The sequence below is a fragment of the Barnesiella sp. WM24 genome, assembly GCF_004570975.1.
Lineage (GTDB): Bacteria > Bacteroidota > Bacteroidia > Bacteroidales > Muribaculaceae > Muribaculum.
Window position 1 is genome coordinate 1 of the sequence record NZ_SPPC01000015.1, and the last position, 25,324, is coordinate 25,324.

At 44.6% G+C, this 25,324-nt stretch carries 22 protein-coding genes and 1 pseudogene; 15 read left to right on the plus strand and 8 right to left on the minus strand.

Features of this window, described 5'->3' with window-relative positions; genetic code table 11:
• Nucleotides 1–105, plus strand: a pseudogene (locus E4T81_RS15955) (IS982 family transposase); the annotation flags it as partial.
• Nucleotides 106–125: 20 nt separating this feature from the next.
• Here the strand turns inward: E4T81_RS15955 and E4T81_RS13890 are convergent.
• Both E4T81_RS13890 and E4T81_RS13895 read right to left on the minus strand, forming a co-directional pair.
• On the minus strand, nucleotides 126–941 hold the full coding sequence (locus tag E4T81_RS13890) for a hypothetical protein (RefSeq protein ID WP_135045628.1): 816 nt from the start codon (nucleotides 939–941) through the stop codon (nucleotides 126–128).
• 9 nt (nucleotides 942–950) lie between these two features.
• Nucleotides 951–1,571, minus strand: coding sequence for a hypothetical protein (locus tag E4T81_RS13895; protein ID WP_135045630.1), 621 nt, complete (start codon nucleotides 1,569–1,571; stop codon nucleotides 951–953).
• Between the two features lie 489 nt (nucleotides 1,572–2,060).
• Between E4T81_RS13895 and E4T81_RS13900 the strand changes: the two genes are divergently transcribed.
• From E4T81_RS13900 to E4T81_RS13965, 14 genes are all read left to right on the plus strand, one after another.
• Entirely contained in the window at nucleotides 2,061–2,240 is a 180-nt protein-coding gene (locus E4T81_RS13900; RefSeq protein ID WP_135045632.1) for a hypothetical protein, read from the plus strand.
• Between the two features lie 241 nt (nucleotides 2,241–2,481).
• Complete coding sequence (locus E4T81_RS13905; RefSeq protein ID WP_135045635.1) at nucleotides 2,482–3,042, plus strand: Crp/Fnr family transcriptional regulator; 561 nt, start codon at nucleotides 2,482–2,484, stop codon at nucleotides 3,040–3,042.
• Nucleotides 3,043–3,125: 83 nt separating this feature from the next.
• Nucleotides 3,126–5,231, plus strand: a complete 2,106-nt coding sequence (locus tag E4T81_RS13910; protein ID WP_135045637.1) for a hypothetical protein — start codon at nucleotides 3,126–3,128, stop codon at nucleotides 5,229–5,231.
• Between the two features lie 3 nt (nucleotides 5,232–5,234).
• Nucleotides 5,235–5,921, plus strand: a complete 687-nt coding sequence (locus E4T81_RS13915) for an SDR family oxidoreductase (protein ID WP_135045639.1) — start codon at nucleotides 5,235–5,237, stop codon at nucleotides 5,919–5,921.
• 177 nt (nucleotides 5,922–6,098) lie between these two features.
• Nucleotides 6,099–7,034, plus strand: coding sequence for a DMT family transporter (locus E4T81_RS13920; RefSeq protein WP_135045641.1), 936 nt, complete (start codon nucleotides 6,099–6,101; stop codon nucleotides 7,032–7,034).
• 25 nt (nucleotides 7,035–7,059) lie between these two features.
• Nucleotides 7,060–7,638 (plus strand): GrpB family protein, encoded by a 579-nt coding sequence (locus E4T81_RS13925; RefSeq protein ID WP_135045643.1) that lies wholly within the window; start codon nucleotides 7,060–7,062, stop codon nucleotides 7,636–7,638.
• 82 nt (nucleotides 7,639–7,720) lie between these two features.
• Complete coding sequence (locus E4T81_RS13930; protein WP_135045645.1) at nucleotides 7,721–9,394, plus strand: LuxR C-terminal-related transcriptional regulator; 1,674 nt, start codon at nucleotides 7,721–7,723, stop codon at nucleotides 9,392–9,394.
• A 159-nt stretch (nucleotides 9,395–9,553) separates the two neighbouring features.
• Nucleotides 9,554–11,644: a hypothetical protein gene (locus E4T81_RS13935; protein ID WP_135045648.1), complete on the plus strand. Its 2,091-nt coding sequence runs from the start codon at nucleotides 9,554–9,556 to the stop codon at nucleotides 11,642–11,644.
• A gap of 56 nt (nucleotides 11,645–11,700) precedes the next feature.
• Nucleotides 11,701–12,918, plus strand: coding sequence for a glycosyltransferase (locus E4T81_RS13940; protein ID WP_167761942.1), 1,218 nt, complete (start codon nucleotides 11,701–11,703; stop codon nucleotides 12,916–12,918).
• Between the two features lie 81 nt (nucleotides 12,919–12,999).
• Nucleotides 13,000–13,806, plus strand: coding sequence for a polysaccharide biosynthesis/export family protein (locus E4T81_RS13945; protein WP_135045652.1), 807 nt, complete (start codon nucleotides 13,000–13,002; stop codon nucleotides 13,804–13,806).
• 13 nt (nucleotides 13,807–13,819) lie between these two features.
• Nucleotides 13,820–16,120: a tyrosine-protein kinase family protein gene (locus E4T81_RS13950; protein WP_135045654.1), complete on the plus strand. Its 2,301-nt coding sequence runs from the start codon at nucleotides 13,820–13,822 to the stop codon at nucleotides 16,118–16,120.
• A 133-nt stretch (nucleotides 16,121–16,253) separates the two neighbouring features.
• Nucleotides 16,254–17,318: an EpsG family protein gene (locus tag E4T81_RS13955; protein ID WP_245207094.1), complete on the plus strand. Its 1,065-nt coding sequence runs from the start codon at nucleotides 16,254–16,256 to the stop codon at nucleotides 17,316–17,318.
• Nucleotides 17,315–18,418 (plus strand): glycoside hydrolase family 99-like domain-containing protein, encoded by a 1,104-nt coding sequence (locus tag E4T81_RS13960; protein ID WP_135045658.1) that lies wholly within the window; start codon nucleotides 17,315–17,317, stop codon nucleotides 18,416–18,418. Before E4T81_RS13955 ends, E4T81_RS13960 begins: the two co-directional genes overlap by 4 nt.
• 73 nt (nucleotides 18,419–18,491) lie before the next feature.
• Nucleotides 18,492–19,664 carry a glycosyltransferase family 4 protein gene (locus E4T81_RS13965; protein ID WP_167761945.1) on the plus strand — a complete coding sequence of 391 codons (1,173 nt, stop codon included), beginning with the start codon at nucleotides 18,492–18,494 and terminating at the stop codon, nucleotides 19,662–19,664.
• Here the strand turns inward: E4T81_RS13965 and E4T81_RS13970 are convergent.
• The 6 genes from E4T81_RS13970 to E4T81_RS13995 all read right to left on the minus strand — a co-directional run bounded on the left by E4T81_RS13970 (nucleotide 19,625) and on the right by E4T81_RS13995 (nucleotide 25,321).
• A complete protein-coding gene (locus E4T81_RS13970; RefSeq protein WP_167761947.1) occupies nucleotides 19,625–20,893 on the minus strand; it encodes a CDP-glycerol glycerophosphotransferase family protein in 1,269 nt (422 codons plus the stop codon). The genes E4T81_RS13965 and E4T81_RS13970 overlap by 40 nt on opposite strands.
• A gap of 5 nt (nucleotides 20,894–20,898) precedes the next feature.
• Nucleotides 20,899–22,356: a lipopolysaccharide biosynthesis protein gene (locus tag E4T81_RS13975; RefSeq protein WP_135045664.1), complete on the minus strand. Its 1,458-nt coding sequence runs from the start codon at nucleotides 22,354–22,356 to the stop codon at nucleotides 20,899–20,901.
• A gap of 148 nt (nucleotides 22,357–22,504) precedes the next feature.
• On the minus strand, nucleotides 22,505–22,852 hold the full coding sequence (locus tag E4T81_RS13980) for a GntR family transcriptional regulator (protein WP_135045666.1): 348 nt from the start codon (nucleotides 22,850–22,852) through the stop codon (nucleotides 22,505–22,507).
• Between the two features lie 10 nt (nucleotides 22,853–22,862).
• Nucleotides 22,863–23,591, minus strand: a complete 729-nt coding sequence (locus tag E4T81_RS13985) for a hypothetical protein (protein WP_135045669.1) — start codon at nucleotides 23,589–23,591, stop codon at nucleotides 22,863–22,865.
• Nucleotides 23,592–23,607: 16 nt separating this feature from the next.
• Entirely contained in the window at nucleotides 23,608–24,417 is an 810-nt protein-coding gene (locus E4T81_RS13990) for an ATP-binding cassette domain-containing protein (RefSeq protein WP_135045671.1), read from the minus strand.
• 25 nt (nucleotides 24,418–24,442) lie between these two features.
• Complete coding sequence (locus tag E4T81_RS13995) at nucleotides 24,443–25,321, minus strand: TraB/GumN family protein (RefSeq protein WP_167761951.1); 879 nt, start codon at nucleotides 25,319–25,321, stop codon at nucleotides 24,443–24,445.
• Between the last annotated feature and the right edge of the window lie 3 nt (nucleotides 25,322–25,324).

A 25,324-nucleotide genomic window follows, 5' to 3' on the forward strand; every position in this document is an offset into this window, starting at 1 on the left:
TTCATCACCAATGCCTTGAGTGCTATCGCTGCTTACTGTTTTTTTCCAAAGAAACCGTCTATCTCTTTGGAGTTTGTGACAGATAACCAGCTAACTTTGTTCTGATTGCTTATATCGAACTCACGTTAATTAGAGTTTTCGTTGAATGTCTCATAGCGTACCGCGTAATTTTCTTGAAGAATTTCAGTATTTTCAACTGACACGGTCATGCCTTTGCCATATGAAGCAGGATAAGATTGGGCTATTAGATCAATATATTCTCCTACAGGAACAATAATGGGTCCATCGTATCGTTTTTCATAATCATATAACCCCTTGCTTTTGGAATAGTAAGCAGAAAATCCATATGGCGCTACTTTAGTAAAACAACCTACACCATGAGAATAGGCAGTAAAATCCCGTCCATCATTCGGCAAAATAAGCACACAATCTTCATGTTCCTTATCAATCTTTGTATTAAACTGACCAAGGCCAGTTTCGCCTAATAAATATACGCAACGCAGATTGGCAACGAGATTCGAAAAGGCATTGGAGGAAACGTTTGTTCCTTCGTGAATTATAATAGTATTTAATCCGCTGGTCTCATAACCATATCCCTGATCAAATATATATTTGCCAACGTTACGAATTGTCGGAGGAAATTCAAGAAGATTGGGTGTTTTAATGTTTTTTGACGAATGATAATTGCTACTGTTTAAATTTTTAAAAGCTTTATCTGCGATACTTACAACAGTATACCAATTTACTTTTTCAGGAATTTCAAAATAATGAGAGTTATGGATGACGTCAAATAATTCACATTCGTATTCATCTACAGAAATGACACGATAAATATTACTGCCATATATGAAGGTAGAACCTTCCGAATCGGCATATGCCATTTGTGCACATATAACAATAAATGCACAAACAAATAAAAATTTATTATAGATGCTCTTCATGTTTAAGAATTAAATATGTTCAATAAAATAGTTGATTATATTTCTCCATTCGCAGCAGTCATAACCCCATGACGCCGGGTGATTTATGCAAACTGAAAGTGCTTTGTAATTCTTGCTTAAAACATAATATCCATTTCGAACTTTTCTATTATTAATTGGAATATCATCGTTTCTTATCCATCTGTCAAATGGCATTTTATTATAAAGTCGTTGTCCCCAACAAACGATTAGATTTGGATTGTATTTGTTGATTATTTCAAAAAATGGTTCTACCGCATTTTTCCATTGGCGCGTTGTTGGAACACTTTTGGGATTAGACAATGCCTCTTGAATATAATTATAAAATACTATTGAATCCCATATCGCTTGGCTTTCTTCTCGAGTCTGCACTAATTTTAGGGATCGTTCAAATTTTTTGTACGTTGTATTTGATTGACCGGACAAATATTTATTAACCTCTGCATCAGGATTGATATCTTCGCAAGGCGATAATTCAAATGAACCACAGATGCTTTTACAGATTTTGCACGTACAATAGTGGCTTTCTCCGACCACAAGTATCTTCTTTTTGAAGATGCCGCCATGGTCATAGTTTTTACCTACCCATGGCTTGAAAAATACCTTTTCCATAGATATTAAATGCCGCGGTCATCCTCTCGTTGGCGTGATTGGTTTATAAAAAAAAGCGTAGGAATCTGTATCTGTTACCGTCCTACAACTGGAGGCTTCTCGCATTGCCCATCAATAGTCGGACGGCAACGCAGAAGCCCACGCCAGTATATGCAATCGATGCGTCCGGCTATATTTCTCCCGAAATATCATGCCGAAAGCAAGATAATCACATATCCACGGGCATCTACCGTTGCTCAATCCTTGACTATTGACTGAATTTTGCGAGAATTCCGAAGTGTCAAGAATCAGCGCGGATAAACGCTTTCTTATGTATTTTCACTACATCCCGCTCCGCTTAACCCCTGACCGGGGGTTGGTTCGGATAAACCTCACCCCACTGGCGTGGTCTGCAAGGCGGTCTGCGACCGCAAAGCTAATAATAATTTTTGAGATTTTGAGTCTATTATGCTGAAAAACATAAATTCACACTAAAAAAAGTTGCCACCGATGGAGGCCGAGGCTTCTCTCGGTGGCGTTGTTGTCGGTGTTGTTTTGGGCTTTTCGGCGCGGTTTAGCGTTCTGTTCGGCGCGGTAGCGGCGCAGGGTTTCTTTGATGCTCATGCCGGGATTGCGGCTTCGCATGAGATACTGACTGATATAATCGGCATCGTAAGCTGTAATGTATGAGACAGTAATCGGGTCTGAATCCACTTTAACGACATGCTGACTCTATTAATATTGACGATTTTGTTACCTTTGCAGTGGGGTTGGCGGAAGTCAATCCGCGACATTTTGAAGAAGCGTTATGCGCCCTGCGTCTTTGGCTTTTCATGGTGCCATCGGTTAGGGGTCGTGTATAGTGGCTCACGCTTTTTTAACTATCACAACAGCCGCTTTGAGCTGACGGCGGCGGTCTTTTGGAAAGAAATTGGCTGAACTGTTCAATTCATATAAATCACAGGTCAATCTCGCCGGGCTCATAGAACTGTGTGAGACCGAGGGACGGCATACAGTCTACGAAAAGGGCGAATACCTGCTGCACCAGGGAGATGTCGAGAGGCATATATCTCTTGTGAAATCGGGATATTGCCGATATGTCTGCCTGAAACCGGATGGGAGCGAGGCGGTGGTAGGTCTTGCTATGGCGGGGGAATTTGTCACCGACTTCAACAATGGCGTGAGGAAGCTCCCGTCGATGGTATCGCTGATTGCGTCGGTGCGCACCGAGGTGCTTCAGCTACCGCTTGGTTATGCTCTGGAAAAACTATCCCTGAAGGAGCCGGATTTTCTCTACACAGCCTCTGACGCGCTATTCCGTATGTGCTATGCGCGGCTGCTTGAACTGTATGTACTTTCTCCTGCCGAGCGGTACCACAAATTCGCCGAGGCCTACCCGGACATCGTCTCGACAATCAAGGCAAAGGAGCTGGCTTCATACCTCCAAATCTCACATCAACATCTTCTAAGAATTAAAAATCGCATGAAATAAGAGCGCGAGGCAGCAGAAGTGAACATTTGTTCAATTACGCCCGGAAGATTATTGCTAAATTTGTAAGCCAAACGACATCTACTATGCCAAATCGATTCATCACATCTATATCATACATCATCATTGCGATAGCAGCAATAGCGCAGAGTGAAATGCCTGACAGCATCAAGACACAGGAACTTAATGAAGTTGTAGTTGAGGCTCGAACACAGCGTGTCATTGAGCGTGGTGTGGAATATACTCCGACTAAAAAGATTAAGAAAGCGGCAATAGACGCAACACAGCTTTTAGAGTTGATGAATGTTCCTCAACTTGATATAACCCCCGGCAGCATGTCAGTAAAGACTTATGCAGGAAAGGATGTGGGAATGTTCATCGATTATAAAGAAGCAACCGCTGAAGATTTACAGGGATTACGTCCAGAAGATGTTCTTAGGGTTGAAGTCTTGCAATATCCTGAAGACCCTCGGTTTGGAGGACAGGCCAATGTTGTCAACTTCATAATGAGGAAATACGAATGGGGCGGATATACTAAACTCACCGCTATCGGCAATACCCTTAACCTTGACCGGGGAGAAGGCATATTATATTCTAAATTCGTAAAAGGCAACTGGACGTTAGATGCCAACGCAACTGGCTCAATAACACACAACGTTAATTCCCGTGGATATAATGTAGAGTCATTCCGTGATATTCGTATTGGAAACAATCACTATGACGAAGTAGTCCGCACCACACAGTCGGGAGACAACTATCTACGACAAAGTAACACACAATCAGTGTCATTTCGTGCATCATATGAAACAAAGACTACCGAGATAATCCACTCTGTTTCGTATAATCGAACAGGAAACCCTTTTACAAGAAATTTATCAGAAGTCAGTTACTCCGAAGATGCTTTACCTGCCTCATCGGCTCTTTCCAACGAATCCGGGCAGACAATTTCACCTCGCTTGCATGGCTACTATTACTTTGCCCTGCCAATGGATAATTCTCTGATTGCATCGTGGAGTTTTTCCTATGGAAGCACTCGAAGAAACTCATCTTATCGACTTGGCGAGTTGACACCAATTATAAACAATAACAAAGAAACTTCATACGCACCTGTTGTCACAATTCAATATTCTAAGAAGTTCTCTCACAACAATACTTTCAGAACCTCTTTATTGAGCTACAACACTATTTATCGTACACATTATGAAGGCTCGTTCAACGGATTGCAAAAACTTCTCTCATCCGAAAATATGTTGTTCCTTGAATATATGCAAAACTGGCAGAGTGGTCTGAGTCTGTATTCGCGCGTTGGAGTGTCTTATGTGATAGGTAGACTCAATGGTGTAAACACTTTGGAACAGTGGAATCCTCGACTTGGTCTGCAATTACAATATAATATTAACGATAAAAATTCGGCCTCCATCGAAGGCTGGTGGGGCAATAATCATCCAACTCCGTCTTCATCAAATTCCGCGATAGTCCAAAGCGATGAACTTCTTTGGCTTCAAGGAAATCCGGAACTGCGCAATACAACCTTTACTACAGCTTCTGCTTCATATACTTATATGCCAACAAATAAGTTGAATTTGTCGGCAACCGGGGAGTTTCATGGCTATCTGAATAAAACTGCACATGATTATTTTTCGTTAGCCGGTTATGATGGTCTTATTCGCAAAGAAATTAACAATGGTGATTTCTTTGATTTTTCAGGATATATCTCCGCTACAGTTAAACTTTTCAATAATTCTCTCTCGCTCCGTACTTCCGGGCGGATTTCTCACCTGAAAAGCACAGGATTTGATAATCAATCAATGAATATTTTTACGGCTAACATTCAGGTCAATTATTATATCAGGAACTTCTCATTTATTTTATATTACCAGACACCATATAAAAATATCGATCCTTTTGACAATGGCATACGCAACCACTACAAAAGTACGTATGGAATTTTAGCAAACTATTCTGTCGGTGATTTCAAGCTCGGTTTGCAATTCCGGAACTGGTTCAACAAATATAAATATTTCTACGATTTTGATTCGGAAAGATATTCATCTCACGGATGGCAGTGGGTCAGCGACCTTGCTCGGTCTGTTCAACTTACGCTTTCTTACACATTGCCTTATGGCAAAAAAGTTAAGCGCAACAATGAAATTCAAACTTCGATAGAAAGTAATAGCGCAATCTTAAAATAAGATATGAATATTTTGATTATAGGGGCTACGTCCGGCATCGGTCACAATCTATGGAAGCATTATGTTTCATCGGGGCATAATGTTATAGTAGTAGGCAGAAGAAAAGAACTGCTTGACGATATGGCGCGAAATTGTCCTGAACATACACTGCCGGTTGTGTGTGATATTTCTCAAACGGACTCATTCAATAACGCTTTGGAATCTATCATTCGCAAACATCGACACATTGATTTGGCTGTTATATGTGCCGGAATCGGAGAACTTAATCCGAAGTTGGATGTCGAGACAGAGTTATCTACACTTTCAGTGAACGTTATGGGTTGGGCTAATGCGGTAGCATCAGTTTATAGGCTCTTTGAAGAGCAGAAATCGGGGCATCTTGTGACGGTCACATCAGTAGGAGGATTGCAGCCTACGCCGATAGCCCCGTCATATAGTGCATCAAAGGCATTTCAGATAAATTACACGAAATCATTGCAGAGCAAAGCGAAAGGAACGGATATTGTTATAACGGAGGTTCGTCCCGGACTGGTTGATACCCGCATGGCAAAAGGAGAAGGCCTGTTCTGGGTAATGCCTCTTGATAAGGTCTGTCGAAAAATAATCAAGGCTATTGACAAGAAGCAAAAAAGGCTTATAGTCACCCGCCGATGGCGAATCATAAACTGCCTGTTAAAGCATTTTGTATAACAGTCGACCTGCTCTGAAAGACACGAAAAAAGAAACACCGCCCCAACAACCGAGGGCAATTGAATCACTTCTTTTTGAAAATTTCGTAATTTTGCACCCGTTTTGCAATACATTGCCCGACGGCTCTCCTTTCACGTTCAGCCATGACATATCGGTAACTAACAATATAGCAGGTAAATGAAAATAGATTTAAAGGGACATGCCTCAATGTTTGGCGCCAATGCGATATGGGGAGTCATGTCGCCAATCGCTAAATTTGTAATGATAAGCGGGACAATAACGCCACTTGTGTTAACCAATTTACGCATTGCGGGAGCCATGATTCTGTTCTGGCTTGTGTCACTGTTCATGAAGCCTGAACATGTGGGGTCGAAAGACCTTGCAAAACTCTTCGGGGCATCATTACTTGCAATCATCTTCAATCAGGGATGTTTCATTACCGGTCTGGGGATGACATCGCCGACCAACGCGTCCATAATCACGACAAGCATGCCGTTATGGGCTATGATTCTCGCGGCATTTTTTCTGAAAGAGCCTATTACAGGCAAGAAAATCATGGGTATTGCCGCCGGTGCCACAGGAGCCGTGCTTCTAATACTCGGAGGGAGTTCGGCAGCCGGCACTGCATCTTCATCGATATGGGGCGATATGATAGTTCTGACAGCGCAATTGAGCTATGCCCTCTATATCGTGCTTTTCAAGGACTTCGTGTCCCGCTATTCACTTTTCACCGTAATGAAGTGGATGTTCACGTTTGCATTCATCTGCATAGTGCCGTTTTCTACCCAAGGGCTATCGGAGACAAGATGGGATGCCGTCACTCCTATGGAATGGGGAGCCTTATCGCTGGTCGTGGTAGGTGCCACCTTTGTATGCTACATCCTTGTCGTGATAGGTCAGAAACGCCTTCGCCCGACTGTGGCAGGCATGTATAACTACATCCAGCCCCTTGTGGCTTGCATAGTCGCGATACTCTGGGGAATGGATACATTTGGCATAACAAAAGCATTTGCAATACTATTGATATTTACCGGAGTATTCCTTGTAACCATGAGCAAGAGCAGGAAAGACATGGAGTCGGAAGAAAATAGATTATCAGAAATTGCAGACTGAGAATATAAAGAGACAGAATAACCAAATGCAAGACAAGCGACTGCAAGAGATGACACTGGAAGAACTATGGGAATTGTTTCCCGTAGTCCTGACCCCACACAACCCTCAATGGTCATATTGGGCAAAGGAAGAAATGCAATTGCTGTCATCGCTCCTTGCCGGGTATAATCCTGCAATCAACCATATCGGCAGCACGGCAATACCTAATATACAGTCAAAACCTATCGTCGATATACTTGTAGAGGTTTCTCCCGATATTAAGTTGCAACCGATAAAAAACATCCTGGAAGCCAACGGATATATCGGCATGGCGCAATCCGGCAACCGTCTCAGCCTAAATAAAGGCTACACTTCCAAAGGATATGCCGACAAGGTATTTCACATTCACATCCGCCGATTTGATGACAATGATGAGATTTTGTTTCGTGATTATCTGATCGGGCATCCTGATGCCGCTAAAGAGTATGAGATATTGAAATTGTCGCTACTGCCCAAATACCGCCACAACCGCGACGGATACACTGACGCCAAAACGGAATTTGTAAACCGCATGATAAAAGCCGCCAAAAGAGCATTTTACCAGGTCAGACCATCAAGTCATTAATATAATAAGAGCAACTGCTTTATGTCAATTATTTTTCGTAGCTTTGCAGCATAACCTGTCATTTAACAGACTGCCTCATAATATGGCTGCCAACAGACCACCATTCTATAAACATCATCTACTGATACTTGTCGCGTTTATCGCAGCAAATATCATCGTGTCCTGCTCGCGCTCTCAGCAACAAGCGCAGATACTTTCAATCGCAGAAAGTCTATCTTACGACTATCCTGACAGCGCCTTGACAATCCTTGATGAAATTGAATCGTCGGAGTTGACTGTTGACTCTCTGAAAGCCAAGTATCATCTAATCAAGGCTTCAATCCATGACAATCAAGGGCATCTCATGCTGTCAGACTCGTCAATCAGATATTCCGCCGACTATTATAGGGACAAAGACATGAATCGGGCAGTAAGAAGCGCCACACTCTCAGCGCTATATGATTATTGGGTCAAAGGCGACCGTAATGCTATCGGGCAACTTGATTCTTTGGCAAACATTGACAATCTGCCCGACAGTATTGCCATATTCACGTTACGCAAGCGGGCTTACTGGAGTACAAAGCTTTTTGACGAAGACGGCAACAGGCCTATCATAAAGAGGTTGATTTCAATCGACAATGATTCATCATGGCAAGAATTATATCAATTTTGGCTTCACCTTGATTATCTGTTTGACAATCAGACCGACTCTTCACTTATTATCCTTAACAAGCTTATTGACAAAGCTATACTTGACCGCTCCGACTCTAAGCAATTTGATTATGAGTATGAGAAAATAGGGATATTGGAAGAGCTTGGCCGTTATCAGGAAAGTCTTGAATTAGCCGATAAATTCCTGGAAAAAGCACACGGAAATTCACTTGAGCACTACATCCATATGTGGAAATCACTGAATCTCTTCAATATGGGCAAGCGCGACCAGGCGATTAAAGAACTGGCAAAAGCCGATAGTTGCGCTGCAATGATTTCGGAAAGCGAAAAAGGCTATTACAATAGCTTTGCCTACGTCCTGAGTACCGTGTTTGAATATCACAATACAGGCCGAATAAGACTAATTCCGATAGCCGAGATTAACAATCGCCAGAAAGACAATCTATTTCGCACGCAATATTTGCAACAGGAATCAGAGCAAAACGCTTTGAAGATTGAAAACAAAAGACTAAGCCTGAAGGCAAAGAGCGACCGGCAGATGGCAATTATAATCATCATTATACTTGCAGGACTTCTTATATCAGGACTGTCAATCTGGTTTGCATTAGACCGAAAGCGTAAAACCATAGAAGCAGAAGAGCGCACGGAAACATTACAAAAAATGGTTGAAGAACTGAAAACGTCAACAGCCCCAACCATAGGTCAAGAATCGTTACGCCGTATAATGCTGCGGCAACTCGGCATAATCAAAATGGTAGCGGAAGCCCCGACTGAGCAAAATCGTGAGATGCTCCGGAAAATATCGTCCGTTGACAGAAACTCCAATGGACCTCTTGTCAACTGGGAAAACGTGTTTGAAATGATTGACAGCCTTTATTCCGGTTTCTATTCGCGACTACATGAGCTATACGGCAGCGTGCTCTCGGAGAAAGAAGAGCAGATCATAGTGCTTATGATTGCCGGATTCTCCACCAAAGAGACCGGAGTCATAACTTCGCAATCGGCCGCCACAATCTATGTGAGAAAATCATCAATAAGAAAGAAACTCGGAATCCCGGAAAAGGAAGATATAATGGCTTTCCTGCGACAGTCTATACCCTATTAAGACCTGTTTAGACCCCTGACCACGATATTAAGATTTTTAAAAGAAACACAACCTGATTATCAACATATTACACTCACACAATTAAGACTTCCCGATTTGTTATTAAGATTAGTTTAGCGATAATTTTGCGGTAGGAAATCAATAAAAACGTATCGCAATATGAAAATGAAAATCTCAAACAAAATCATGATGGCAACGGGTGCAATCCTTCTGCCTGCCATCAGCGCAGCACAGGAAGTAACGGACACAATCGCAGCACAAGAGCTTCAGGAAATTGTCATAGAGGCTCCGAAAGTTATCAGGAAAGCCGACATGGACGTCTATCATCCATCTAAAAGCGCTGTCGAAAATTCAAAAAACGGCTTGCAACTGCTAAACAATCTTATGATACCGACTCTGAGTATAAGCGAGGCTCTTGGCACCATCAATGCCGCCGGACAGTCGGTACAAGTGCGCATCAACGGTCGCGAGTCCACCATTGAACAGGTGCGCACACTTCTTCCCGAAACCATAAAGCGAGTGGAGTGGATTGACAATCCCGGACTACGCTATGGCAGAGCAAACTATGTGTTGAATTTCATCGTCGCCAATCCCACTGTCGGCGGCTCGCTGATGACTAAGGCACAACCGGCGCTGAACGTGGCATGGGGATTTTATATGGCTGATGCAAAATTCAATATCGGACGTTCACAATGGGAAGTAGGCGGCGACTACAAACTCACCAACAAAATAAAGACTCACCGCGACTACACAGAGACGTTCACCTACACCGACGGGACATCAATCACCCGCGACGAGACCTCTCTTGGAGGCAGAGTCGACAACTCGATGGCCGACATATGGGTCTCTTACAATTACATAAAGCCCGACACAACAGTATTCATGGCACAATTCGGCTTACATCAGAACATAAATGAGCGCCGCAACTACAACGGGCTTTTATCTTTAAGCAACGGCAATGACGACATTCTGCTCAAAGACACCAATGGCGCTGACGGAAGCACACCCTCCCTGTCACTTTACTGGCAGCAGAACTTCGCCGCCAGGCAGATGCTTATTGTCAATTTCAACAGCTCTTATTATTTCGGCCGCTCCTTCTCTGATTACATTGAGCAGATACCCGGTGTCACAGGCTATCAGACCGACATACATACCGACATCAAAGACCGCAACCGGGCATATGCCATAGAGGCTGACTACATCAAAAACCTGCGTAACGGACGCTTCACCGCCGGAGCATCGTACACCGCCAACCGCAACCGCTCGCAATATGAAAGTCTTGGCGGCGACATATTTCATCAGCGCCAGGACAAAGTCTATCTATTTGCCGAATACTTCCACCGCTTCGGCAAATGGACGGCAACGGCGGGAATGGGAGTCCAATACACCGACTTCCTGTTTAAAGAGACCCATCAAGGCAATCACTCATGGAGCCCGCGTCCACAGGCTACAATCACCTACACTCTTAACCAAAGCCACAATTTCCGACTCAATTTCACATCATGGCAATCCACCCCGTCGCTGTCAGAGACCAACATTGTGCCTCAACAGCTTGACGGATTTCAATGGCGCGTGGGCAATCAGAATCTAAAGACCGCCGACTCCTACATGATGACACTACGCTATGGCTTCAACCTGCCACGTGTCAACGGCACGTTTGGCGTCCGCGCCTTTACGTCGCCCGACGCTATCACCCCGATACTGCATTGGCAGGACGACAGGCTGATTACGACATACGAGAACAGCCGAGGGCTGCAGAATCTTTCATTTTTCCTCGCGCCGCAGGTTGAAATCATTCCCGGCAGGCTTATGGCAAGCGGCTACCTGCAGTACCGTGCAGAGCGCATGCGCGGGACAGGATATACCCAACGCAGCAACGCATGGAGCGGCAACGCACAGATACAGCTCATGCACCGGGGATTTGTACTCAGCCTCCAGTACATGAGAGCGCAGAGAGACCTTTGGGGAGAAAAAATCAGCTGGGGCGAAGACCTTAACATAATCGACCTGAGCTATAACCGGAAGTCATGGCAGTTTGGCGGCGGAATCATCATGCCGTTTGGCAAATATGACCAAGGCAGCAAATCGCTAAACAAGTGGAACCGTAACGAACAACACATGCGGCTAAACATGCGTATGCCCTATATCTCCATAAGCTACAATCTGCAATGGGGCAGACAGAAAAGCGGCGCCCACAAACTCATCGATGTTGACGCCAACGCCGACCGCTCAACCGCCGGAGGCAGATAACAGGGACCATCACAAACGGCTGACACGGTTGCTAATTGCAAAAGGTTTTTGTAATTTTGCAAGACCAAAACAACAAAGCGACAGTCAACGTGACACAATATATCAATCAAGACACCGCCCTACCGCTTATCCTCGCATGTCTCGCGCTTGCCATAGCCATTGTCGAGACGGCACTGTATCTACCCCGCGTGACAAAAGTCTCCCGCGCGGTAAGAGAGCAAGACGGAAGACAACCCGACGACACCTTATCCTATCCCAAGGCATCCATAATAATCTACTGTCACGGCGACCCTGACGGGGTAGCCACGCTCCTACCCTCACTGCTCGGACAAGACTACCCCGCAGAATATGAAATCATCGTGGTAAACGACGGCAGAGACGATGCAACCGAAGCGCTCATCAACTCGCTTGAAGATGGCGACACAAGAGTGTATCACACATACACCCCACGCGACACCCGCAACCTGTCGCGCAAAAAGCTCGCCCTGACGCTCGGCATCAAGGCTGCCGCCAACGACGCGATAGTCCACGTGACCTCGGCGACAAGAGTACACTCCCCGCTATGGCTCCGCCACATGGCACAGCCGCTCGGCGACAGCTCCACCGACGTAGTCATCGGGTATGCCGCCGTCGCCGAAGACGGAGGCAACACCTCCCGAAGCCGCGACGACGACCGCCTCATCGACAGCGTTCACTATCTCTCGGCGGCGCTGTCGGGAAAAGCCTATCGCGGCGACGGCAACAACCTCGCCTACAGGCGCAGCCTCTTTTTCGACATGAAAGGATTCAGCAACAGCATCAACCTGCACTACGGCGACGACGACATATTTGTAGCCGACGCCTCAACCCCCGGCAACACAGCCGTCGCGATAGCCCACGACGCCCAGGTGACGGCGGAAAGCACAAACCCCGCCACCGACTACATGTACAGCAAGCTGCGCCATGCATTTACCGCCAAGTTTTCAGGCAGGCGGCAACACTCCTTCAACGGAGCCGGCTCGCTGCTGCTCTGGTGCTGGCTTGCACTAAGCGTTGCCTCCATCATCCTCGCGCCTGTCAATCCGGTGACCATCGCCATGACAACGGTGTCGGCACTTCTGCTCTGGATTCCACTCGCCATCGCCTGGAACAACACGGCAAAGTCGCTACAAAGCCGGCGCTTCCTGCTTTCAGTGCCCGTGTTCCTGCTATGGCGCCCCATCCACAACTTCATGTACATGCTAAAAAGCAAAAAAATCCACGACGCCCAATATGCCTGGCAGTCAACCAACTGACCTGCACGACAAAAAATGTTAAATTAAGATAATAAAGCACCCCGTCACTCCGTTATATCTAAAATACTCAGAAAACTTACAATGAAATCAGTAAAATACCTCATTATCGCCACAGTGCTTACAGCATTAGGTGCGTGCACCACATCCAAGACATCTCTTCCTTACTTTGAGGACATAAAAACATTGCAAACCGGCGAACTGCCGTCGGCTGACTACGCGATAAAAATCATCCCCGACGACGAGCTGATGATCACCGTCACCTCACTCGTGCCGGAAGCCACGCTCGAATACAACCTGCCGCTCATAAACCCGGCAACATCAACCACCCTCCTCACCACCACCCAGCCCCGCACACTCACCTATCGTGTCGACAAGGCAGGTGACATCAAATTTCCCCGCCTCGGCACAATCCATGTCGCCGGACTCACTACCGAGCAGCTCACCGAGCTCATCACCAAACGCATAAGCCAGGATGTAGAAGACCCCTATGTAAAAGTCGAGCTCGCCAACTTCCGCGTCAATGTGCTCGGCGAGGTTGAGCGCCCCGGAGCCTATGACGTAACCCGCGAACGCTACACGGTGCTTGACGCGCTTGCCGACGCCGGCGACCTCACCGAATACGGCGAGCGAAACAATGTGCTGATTATCCGCGAAGTCGACGGCAAGCGAGTGTTTTATCACGTCGACCTTAACCGCTCCGACCTCCTCTCACAACCTTACTTCTACCTGCAGCAGAACGACGTGGTATATGTCGAGCCCAATGCCATCAGAAAAGATGTCGCCACCTACAACCAGAACAATTCATTCAAGGTGCAGGTAGTAAGCGCCATTGTAAGCGCCTGCTCCGTAGTGGCATCACTCTGCATAGCCCTGTTCATCAACAAGTAATAAGCACGGAATCATGAAAGAAATCAACATAACCAGCAACAAGGGAAAAGATAAGAAAATCGACATAATCGAATTGCTGCGATTCTACTCGACAAAGTGGAAGGCAATTCTTATCTCAGTAATCATATTCATGATACTCGGAGGCATATATGCCTACACGAAATCACCGGTTTACGAAGTACAGGCCAATGTGCTCATCACCGACAACGATACCAAAAGCGACTTCCTCCGAAGCTTCAGCATGGCTGATATGTTTGGTGGAAAATCATCGGTTGACGATGAAATCGCAATTATGTACTCTCATTCGCTTTTCAGCGAGATTGTCAAAAAGTTTCAACTCAACAAAACATATATTGTAAAAGAAAATTTCTTAAAAAAGAAACTAAAATATGACAATACTCCGGTTGAGATTGTAATACCGCCCATGTTTTCTGACACAGTATCAGAGCCTGTAATATTTAAGCTTACCGCGACAAAAGATGGAAAAGTCGACATAAAGCTTAAAAAAGGAAGATTTTCCACTATTGCAGAAACCAGTGGCAAAACTTTCCCGGCTAAATTCGATACCCCTTACGGCGATTTTGTATTCCAGAAAAAGGACGCCTTTTATGAAGAGGGAAAGCCTTTGAATATCACAATTGTCGTCAACAATTACAATCAGGCCACTGAAAACCTGCAAGATGACATAAAATGCTCAATTCCTAACAAGAAAGCGAGAGTCATCACAATTTCGCTTAACTCTACAAATGTGCCATTTGCGGAAAAAGTCGTAAATGCTCTGGTCGAGGGATATAACGAACGCGGAATCGAAGAAAACAGAGTAAAAAACCAGATTACCGCCGACTTTATCGAGACACGTCTCGGCTCAATCGCCGAAGAGCTTAACGCAGCAGAAAGGGAGGTCGAGGCATATAAGGTCGACAACAATTTTGTTGACCTCGTTGCCGATGCTCAATACATATTCACCAAGAAAGGGACAATCGATGAAGCGCTCGTAACTGCCGAGACCGAGTACGAGATTCTCGAAATGACCCGCGAATTGATGAATGACCCCAATCATAGGTACGACCTTATACCGACTCCTTACGGTGCAGAAGCGGCTGTTGACGCTATCGCCGAATACAACAAGCTCATACTTGAGCGCATGAAGCTTGTCAACAACGCCAAGACCAACAACAACGCCGCATTGCGCACAATATCATCACAGCTTGACGCGATGCGTGAAAACATCAACGCGACCCTTGACCGTTCACTCGCTTCAGCACGTGTAAAACTGCACGACCTTCGTGAACAGATGAACGAAAGCGACTCCCGCCTTGGCAAAATGCCAAAGCAGGAGAGAGAATACCTGAACATCAAGCGTCAGCAACTTGTAAAAGAAAACCTCTACATATTCTTGCTTACCCAGCGAGAAGAGACCAATCTGCGCATAGCCAATGCCATTCCCAAGGGAATGATAATCGATAAGGCATATCCGCTATCAGCGCAGGTCAACCTATCCAAAGTTCAGATTTATATTCTATTCTTTATTCTTGGTCTTCTTGCCGTGCCGGGATGGCTGTATCTGCGAGACCTGTTCCGCAACAAATTCTCGACAAAATCGGAATTGTCAGATCTAACAACCTTGCCGATAGTAGGAGAGATTGTAAAAGATAAAAGCGGAGAAAAGATTGTCATCGGTGAACAGTTTGGAATATCATCTGAATCATTCAGAATGTTCCGCGCTAAACTGCAGTTTCTGTTATCCAACGATAATGACCAGATTATACAGATTACATCAATGACTTCCGGTGCCGGAAAAACTTTTGTTGCGACGAATCTTGCGGCATGTATCGCAGAAAGTGGTAAAAAAGTGGTCGTTGTCGACATGGATATCAGAAATCCGCATGTAGCAAATTATCTTGACATACACACCGATACAGGTCTTTCGCAATACATCATAGACAAAAACATAAAACTGGAAGACCTCGTGGCCAAAGCACCCGGAATACGCAATCTTGATGTAGTAACGGCAGGAACGATTCCACCTAACCCCGGTGAACTACTTGCGTCTCCAAGGATAAAAGAATTATTGACTGAATTGCGTAAGCACTACGATTACATTGTAATCGACACATCTCCGATGAACCACATGAGCGAATTGGCGATGCTGTCCAATATGGCAAACGCCACGCTTATTGTATGTCGTGCCAATTTCACAACATTTGATGATGTAGCCAATATCAATGAGTTTGTGACAGAATATGGAATGCGTCGAGTAAGCCTTATTCTTAACGCGACGAAAGAAAAAGGATACAATTATCCGCGGCAGTAATCACACAATTCATAAGACTGACAAAATATAGATGGTCTACAATATATTTGTCTTGTTTTCGCTGCTAATGCTTTATCTCTATTATTACAGCGATTACGAAAAAGAATCATGCAGAAAAGCCATATTCTTTGGAATGTGGCTTCTGTTCTCCATTGAATTTTATTCAACCAGAGACTTTGATGTATATTACGAAAACTTCTCCCGGACAGCCAACCATGTAATCTGGGAGCCGTTATACCGCTTTTTACTTGCTATTTTTCAGCCATTTGGCTTCTTTGTGTTTAACAGTTGCGTCGCGGCTTTTGAGTTTTGTACATTATACGTTTTATTTAAACACGCTGTACCAAAAAGATATTTTTGGATTGGAATCTGCATATTGATATTAAGCACCAATCACTTGTTTTATTACATGTGTATTAAACGTCAATTTTTAGCAATATGCGCTTCCTTATGGATATTGTATTTCCTGCTGTATTCGACAAAAAGGCTCCGATATCTATATGCAATAATTGCATTTATCTGTGCAATAAACCTTCATACCGGCGCATATGCATCGATAGGTTACTTCATCCTGCCATTCATACGCTTCCGCATAAACATAATCTGGTGTGCCGTGCTGATGGTTATCTATATAGCCAGCATGTCTTTCCAGATGTCATCTTACAGCGACGCCCTATTTGAGATGGTGACACTTATTGAAGATGATGACCTTGGCGATAACAGATATGGCACATATATTGACAACCAAGACATTACAGGATTCAACAAAGTAATCAGAAGTATATTCCAATTAGCTTACTCGATATTGCTATATGTGTTACTGCTTCTTTACAACAAAAAAGTCACTGATTCACAATTCAAGATATTTGTATTGTCAATTGTCAGCCTGATATTGGAAAATTTCTTAGTCGGGGACTTATTCAGATTAAATCTGTTTTATTCGATTACCCAGTTGTTTTCAGTTCCAATACTTTTAAGTTATATGTCGTTTAAGAAAGACAGCAGCACCATAAGTTGGGGATTATATTGGAGTCTGATAATTCTTTCTTTAGCAACTCCTGTAAAATCCTACTACAACGCCATGTCAGGAACTAAAGTGACTCGAATGACTGTAAAGTTAAAGCACTTCTACACCATCTTTGATGAGAATCCCGATAAATCAAATCATAATTTCGAAGGAGAAAAACGAATAAAATGAACGCAAGGGTTATAGCTATGTATCTACCTCAATACCATCCCGTCCCGGAAAATGACAAGTATTGGGGAAAAGGATTTACCGAATGGAATAATGTAGTCAAGGCGCGTCCGCTATTCCCGGGGCACCACCAGCCCAAATTGCCTGCCGACCTTGGATTTTATGACCTACGCCTCCCTGAAGTAAGGGAACGACAGGCTCAGCTCGCACGCGAAGCCGGAGTAGAGGGATTTATGTACTGGCACTATTGGTTTGGCAACGGCAAGATGGTACTTGAACGTCCGTTTGAAGAAGTCCTCGCGTCAGGGAAACCCGATTTCCCGTTTTGCATCGGCTGGGCAAATCACTCATGGACCAACAAAACCTGGACAAAAGGGAAAGTATTTCAGGGAGACTCCATGATTTTCCGACAGGAATATCCGGGAGAAGAAGACTATATAGCCCATTTCAATTACTGCCTGCCTGCATTTAAAGACCGCAGATACATTACCGTAGACGGAAAACCTTTGTTTTACATATGGCTGCCAGCCGATTTTCCTGACGTAAGAAAGTTTCTTGACTTATGGCGCAAGCTTGCTGTAGACGCAGGATTAAAAGGAATTCATTTTGTGGGCGCACGACATGCACGCGACAAATACTCCATAAAGGATATTATCGACATGGGATATGACGCTGTAAGCAACGGCAATTACAACATGTGGCGTGCTGAATGTAAAGTACGGAAATCGGAGATTGTAAAGCGAGGTCTTTCTTTTTTGTCAGAGAAATTGAATCTGCCCTTACAGGTTTTTAATTATAAATCAATCATTAAACATCTTTCTGACGATACTGACTACCAAGAAAATGTATATCCCTCCATACTACCGGGCTATGACAGGTCACCGCGTTCCGGACGTCGCACACAGATATACATAAACAACACCCCTCAGCTCTTTGAAAAGCATGTGACTGACATTATGAAGCATGTAAAAGATAAAAACGACGAACATAAGATTATCTTTTTGAAATCATGGAATGAATGGGGCGAAGGAAATTACATTGAGCCTGATTCTCGTTATGGAGATGCTTTTTTAAAAGCGCTCGGCCGACATCTCTTATCATAAATCAATATCTCGCCAAAATGAGAATCAGAGAGCAGCTTACAGAAAAAGGATGTGCGAAAAGACTTGTAGAGATATGGAAATGCGACTTCTCACGATAACGTCAGGCGCCGGCTGTACCGGTGCGACAATTTCTTTGCTTAACCTTATCAACGGATTAAGCAAAAAAGGGGTAAAAATCATGGTCGTAATTCCGGAAGAAGGATTTCTTTGCCGGGAGCTCACCAAGTCAGGCATACCCTTCAAGGTGATTCCCTACAAATTTTCAATATGGCCCTCCTTTCAGTCATTAAAAGAAGGAGTATTCTCCTCTCTTTCCTTTTTTTATTCAAGAAAGGTCAACAGTAGTGCTACAAAAAAAATTGCTGAGATAATCGAGCTATTCAAGCCCGACATCATCCACACCAACACTTCTGTAATCAATATCGGGTATCTGTTGTCAAGAAAATATGGCATCCCCCATGTATGGCATATACGTGAATATGGAGACAAAGACTTTGATTTCAACAGCTATCCCTCTAAAAGATTGCTACGCCACAGACTGTCAACCCACAGTCATGCAATTGCAATCACCCATGATCTTGCCAGATATTATGACCTTGATGACAAAAGCAAAGTTATATACAACGGCATCCTGTCTCAAGATGACTATCATTTTACACCAACGAAAAGAAAAGTATTTCTTTTCGTTGGAAGAGTGACTAAAAATAAAGGTGCCAACGATGTAATCGATGCTTTTATTCAGTTTTCTGATTCCGATCGCGAGTATTGCCTTGAATTGGTTGGCCACTATGGGAAACGATACAAATCTCGCCTTTTGAAAAGAATACAAGGAACTCCCGCCGAAGGCAGGGTAAAATTTCTCGGACATCAAGATAATCCTATAAGCTATATGAGAACATCAAAAGCTCTTATAGTTCCTTCTTTTTACGAGGGCTTCGGTCGCATCACAGCTGAAGCCATGTTCAACGGATGTCTTGTAATCGGGAGAAACACGGCAGGAACAAAGGAGCAAATGGACAATGGCGTCAGACTCACAGGCAATGAAATAGCATTGAGATTCTCAACAATCGATGACATTGTCCACTGTATGCAAAGTGTCGCAACAATGAGCGAAGAAGACTACGGAAAACTTGTCAAAAACGCAAGTTTCACAGTCAAGACACTTTACTCTAATGAGTCAAACATAGAAACTACCCTTGCTTATCTTCAAGAAATTGTAGATAAAAACCGTTCAAATATGCGATAAGTCGATTTAGTATCAGAATAAGTAAATACCAGATTTTTCACAAATCTTCTCATCTCACTGTATTTCAACTTATTCTCTTCTATTTCCATCAAAGCCTGTCCAAGTTCCTCTGCACTTTTCACAATGGTTCCGGCACATACCGACTCAATCGGAGTAAATGTAAATCCACGAGAATTCTTGTACCTGTCTATGTCATAAAAATTAAAAATAACAGGTTTGTCAAGAAGCAGATAATCATAATATCCTGATGTATAATCAGTAAGAAGCGCATCACTTGCCTTCATCAATTCACTTAATCCGTATCTATTGTTGGCCTCATGAATTACAATTCCTTCCGGCAAAACACGCTCTATTACAGCCCTGTTCTGTTTGGGATGAAGCTTACATACAATAAGAACCCCATTGTTACGCAGGTTGTCGCCCAACGATGCCAAATCCATTTCATATCCCAAAAGCTGCCGTGAAGCCTCAGCGGTAAGAGCCTCTTCATAGTCTCTATGAGTAGGTGTATAAAGGACTATCTTCTTTACCGGATAAGACACTTTTAATTCAAGTTCTTTCCTCACATCATAAGGATAATCATCTGAAATAAGATAGTCGTTACGGCAATTGCCAAGATTCAGGTATCTGCCATAATCCAGTCTCATTGACGGCATTATCAGCCTTATTGCAAGTTCTGAATTACAGATATAATAATCAAGGTCATTTTCATCAAAATTGTCAAGCCCCATATAAAGAGGGTCTGACTTTGAGAAAATATCATTCTTGAACGGCATAGGGAAATACCCCAAATCAACATATGTTGCATAGCTGCTCTTACTGAACGGGCGCAGCCTATATGTTATAGACGAGAAGACATGGCTGCTCTCAGTCAGCACGCGATAAAATCTCCACCGGTCTTTCTTGCTGATGTCGCCCAGAAATCGCATAAATTCCACTCTCCTATCCGGATAACGGGTCTTCACATAGTCATTTAAAAGTTCTAAGTCATCGTCAGAAGTCACAGCTATGGTGATTATCTTATGCCTGCATTTCCCATTATCAAGAATATAGCGCGCCAATGTCAAAGCGTTATCCGACCTCCAGTTCATGATATTATATTTATCATTGACTGCCATCCCATGATGTGGAATAAACACGAGCCTGTCACGGTCAGAATATCTTGCCCTGCAGGCAAGTATCGATTGAAGCAAATACTTTATTCCTTCTTTTACTTTTCCCACTCTCATAGACATCACCCTTTATTTCTATGTAAAAAGTTATTTTGTATCATCTCGACAAATTCATGAAATGAAGACCTCAGAAAAAGGAATATCAACAGAATATACACCAACGCTCCTGTCGGTATACCCACTATTAACTGCAATCCGTAAGAAGGGATTACCAAGGTCACAAACCAGACGACAGCAGCCATCACCACACTACATCCGAAGTAAGGCATAAAATCTTTCATCTGTGTCTTAAACGACAATCCAATCAAGGTGTTAGTATATCGGGTATTCAATATCGTCGCTATTATATTATATATAAACTGCCCCCAGCAGATTGCAATAATGCCAAACGGCATCATTGCAAAGAGTATTGTTATCGCAATGCTCTTTTTTATTATCTCAAGACGCAAGGCAAGATCAGAACGGCCTTTAACATACAAGACATTCAGATTTATCGACGTAATATGATCAAACATACATGACGCTGCAAGAATCTGCAACATCGGCACTGACATCATCCATTTATCAGTCATTGCAACGACAATAAGGGGCTCAGCCAATGCTGAGACACCTAACATCGCAGGAAACACGACAAGCGAAGCATAGCTTATGTATTTTGAATATGCCTTTCGTAACTTTTCATCATCGTCCTGTATAGAGCTGAATATCGGAAACGCCACCTTTGACAACACAAGTGTAATCGAGGTAATAGACATTGACGACAACATATCAGCTCGGTTATAATAACCCAATTCATCAGCCGAGTAACGCTTACCGATTACTATCGGATAAAGATTTCTGTATAACAGATGCAATAACGATGACGCCAATAATTTTGAGCTGTAGCCGAACAGCTCTTTAAATGACCTGATAGAAAAAATAAGTCCCGGCACCCATCGTGAGCCGAGTATATACACTAAAACCGTCTGCATGCCTAAACTTACAAGACTCTGCACAACCAATGCCCATACCCCAAAACCATTATAGGCAAGTGTAATGCTTACAGCTCCTGATATGATTGCCGACAACAACGAAATTTCAGCCTGCGCTTTAAATTTCAGTTCAATTGACAGTCGTGTCTTATGTACAGCCGACAGAGAGCCTATTATCAATCCAAGACCAAGTATACGGGTTATTTCAGTAAGTCGCGGCATCCCATAAAACTCCGATATATATGGAGCGCCGAAAAACAACAGTGTATATAGCAAGACGGAAATGGCAACTGTGAAATAAAATACCGTACAATAATCGACATTTGTACGGTTCTTTCGTTGTATCAAGGCATTGGAGAAACCACTGTCAATAAACGCCTGGGAGAATTGGATAAAGACCGCAAGCATAGCGACCATACCAAAATCCTCCGGCATAAGTATACGCGCAAGCACAATGTTTACAGCAAGTTGTATAAACATTGTTGAAAAACGCTCAATGGAACTCCATGCAAGCCCTTTTACCGTTTTGTCTCTTAAACTTTGGGACATTACTATATCTGTTCTCTACTTTTATAGAACAAAAAACTTTTATCCTTACAAAGTTACGCTTATCATGATAATTTACAAAATCGGCTTTTACTAAAGCTGACTGTTAACCATATATTATACGTTCAAAAGGATGGAACCCCGTGGGAAGTCAGTCAAGGTGGGGGGCGATGTCGGAGAGGGTGATACCGAGGAGGCGCATGCGTTCGCGGAGTTCGGGGAGGGTTTCGTTGAAAAACTCGGCGCGGCGTGCCTCAAGTATCAGACGCGGCGCCTCGGGCGACACATAGTAACCGAGTCCGCGCCGGGAGTATATTATGCCCTGCGACTGCAGTTCCTCAAACGCCTTGAGTACAGTGCGGTTGTTGACAGCAAGCTCCACCGACAGCTCCTTGATTGACGGCACACGACCGTCGACATGCCACTCGTCGGCGATTATCCGGGCGTGGCTCAGGTCGACTATCTGCTTGTAAATCGGTTTGTTTTCATTAAAGTCCATCGGCAGGCTGTCATATCTGCCTGCCCTTAATGGCACGGCAGGTGATTACGATTACAAAGATAGTACAAATTGCGAAAAATATCTCCATCGGGGTTATAAGCAGGCTGATTTCATTAAGAAGCCGTGAGGCTATCTCATCGGAACTTAGCTCGACGCCGTTGTACCCGTCGGAAAATCCCTGCCTGAATGCGATGAAGGCTCCGTAGATTCCGCCTATAAACGACTGTATCATACACGTGACTATTGTCCACACGACGGAGAGGATTATGCGGTTATGCCTGATGGAGGTCACGCAGTAGAGACATACTGCCATAGGGAGCATGTTGCCTATTACGGTGCATGTTATATACCTGCCGCTGATCAGGGTGCTTACGGCTGCATATGCCTCTTTAAGCAGCGGGCTTACCACGAGCCACTGACGTGTCAGCATGTAGCATGCAGCTATCGGGACGACGACAAGCAGCGGGACAACGATAAATGTGTAGACAAGCAGGAAGAGCGCCTTACGCCGCCAGTCGACAGGAAGCATGGTGTCAATCTCCATTCCATTGCGCGAAGCAAATATCAACGCGCCGAAGAAGAGCATCATGTAAATGATGTTGTACACTATGAGTGCTATAAATGGAGCCCCGTCCCATCGCAGGGTAAAGAATATCAGCATGTAGAGAAACACAGAGATGACCGGATAGAGTATCAGCTGCTTCTTCAGCCGGGGCATGTAATAATTCAATAGTCGCATCGTGGATAATTACATTTTATAGTTTCACATCGTTTAGCAGAGCCTTGAAAAGTAGTTCATAGTCGACGTCACAGCTTTCATCGCAGCTGTCGGCGGGGCTGATTGCATGATAGGCGTTGAAGCGGCGCTCGACATAGAGCGGCGCGACTGGAGGCTCGGAAGTAACCGTAAACGACACTCTTTGGAGAAGGCTGTCAACGGTGTCGGCAAGCACAAGCCTTCCCCGCGACAACACCAGCACTCCGTCATAGAGATTACGCAGGTCTGAGACGATATGGGTCGACACGATCACTGTCTGGTCGGGAGTGACACACTCGGCTATCATCGACTGTAGATGCAGGCGTGAAGGTATGTCAAGACCGTTTGCCGGCTCGTCAAGCAGCAGCACTTCTGTGCGCAATGCAAGCGCGTAGGCAAGCTGAGCCTTGTGGCGGTTGCCGAGCGACATGCGGCTGAAGCGCTCCCTGCCTGTCATGCCGAAACGGTCAAGGTTGCGCCTAAGCATCTCAGGATCAAAGTCAGGGTAAAATACTGCGTGGCAGCGTGTCATCTCCTCTATCGAAACAAAGGGGAAGTCCATGTTGTCGCCAAGGAAAAACACGCGGCTCATAATCTCGGGACGACGTTCACTGACAGGGCTCCCGTCAATGAGACACTCGCCTTTTGCCGGCGACAGCAGTCCGGCTGTCAGATGAAGCAGAGTGGTCTTTCCGGCTCCGTTTTCACCAAGCAGCAGATATATGCCGCCGCCGATGGAGGCGGAAGCGTTGCTCAACGCCTCCACCCCCTTGCGGTAAGCATAGGTTAAATTTTTTAGAGTTATCATCAGTAAAAGTATAGAGTCAGTAATTTCAGTCTACGGCGGTCACCTCATAGCCGGCATTGCGGAGCTGTGAAAGGATGCCTTTCTCCCCGACAAGATGACCGGCGCCTACCACTATCATAACCTTGTCGGCAGGAAGAATCTCCCTCAACTGCGCAATCCAGTTGTCGTTGCGGTCATAGATCAGCGCCTTTGCCGTCTCGGGCGACATTCCTGTCTCCGGGTCGTTAAAGAGGCGTTCCATCGCGTCAAGGTCGGCACTCATGTAAGCAGCGGCAAGCGTCTTTGCGTCTTCAATCGTTTTTTCTTCTTTGCGTATATCTTTCATCAGCTGTTCAGCCTGTCTTGACAGAGAGCCGCCCATGAGTATTGCAAATTGCTGTTCGGCAGTCTCCAGTCCCTTCACTGTCTTTCCGGCAAGCTGCGCACGCTCCTGTATCACTTGGTCAAGTTGTTGCTGACCGGTAAATTCCGGAAACGCCACCATGCTCTGCATCACTCCGAGCTGGGTCGACACCACTACCGGCTTCATCGGGTCGAGTGCAGCAGCGGTAAGCATTCCGCCTGTATATTTTCCAAGCACCGCGCTTACCGAGTCGAGTTGCTCGGCTGAAAGCAGCTTTGACAAAGTGCTGTCGGCAGGAGCCATTGAATGTCTCATCGCCACCTGCTGCACCGCGGGCGACGTCATTTCCGCCATCTCAAGCTCTCCGTAGACTGTCGACACACTGTTTAATGCATCGGCAAATCCCTGAATGGAATCAAGAATAGCAACCGGCGCTATGTGATGAGTGCCGAATATATATGAATCACCCTTTGAATCGCCGCCTGTCACTTTCCAGAGCAATTGCGCCTGAGTAGAGAGAGCCATAGCAATTGCCGCAATTGAAAATAAAATCTTTTTCATCTT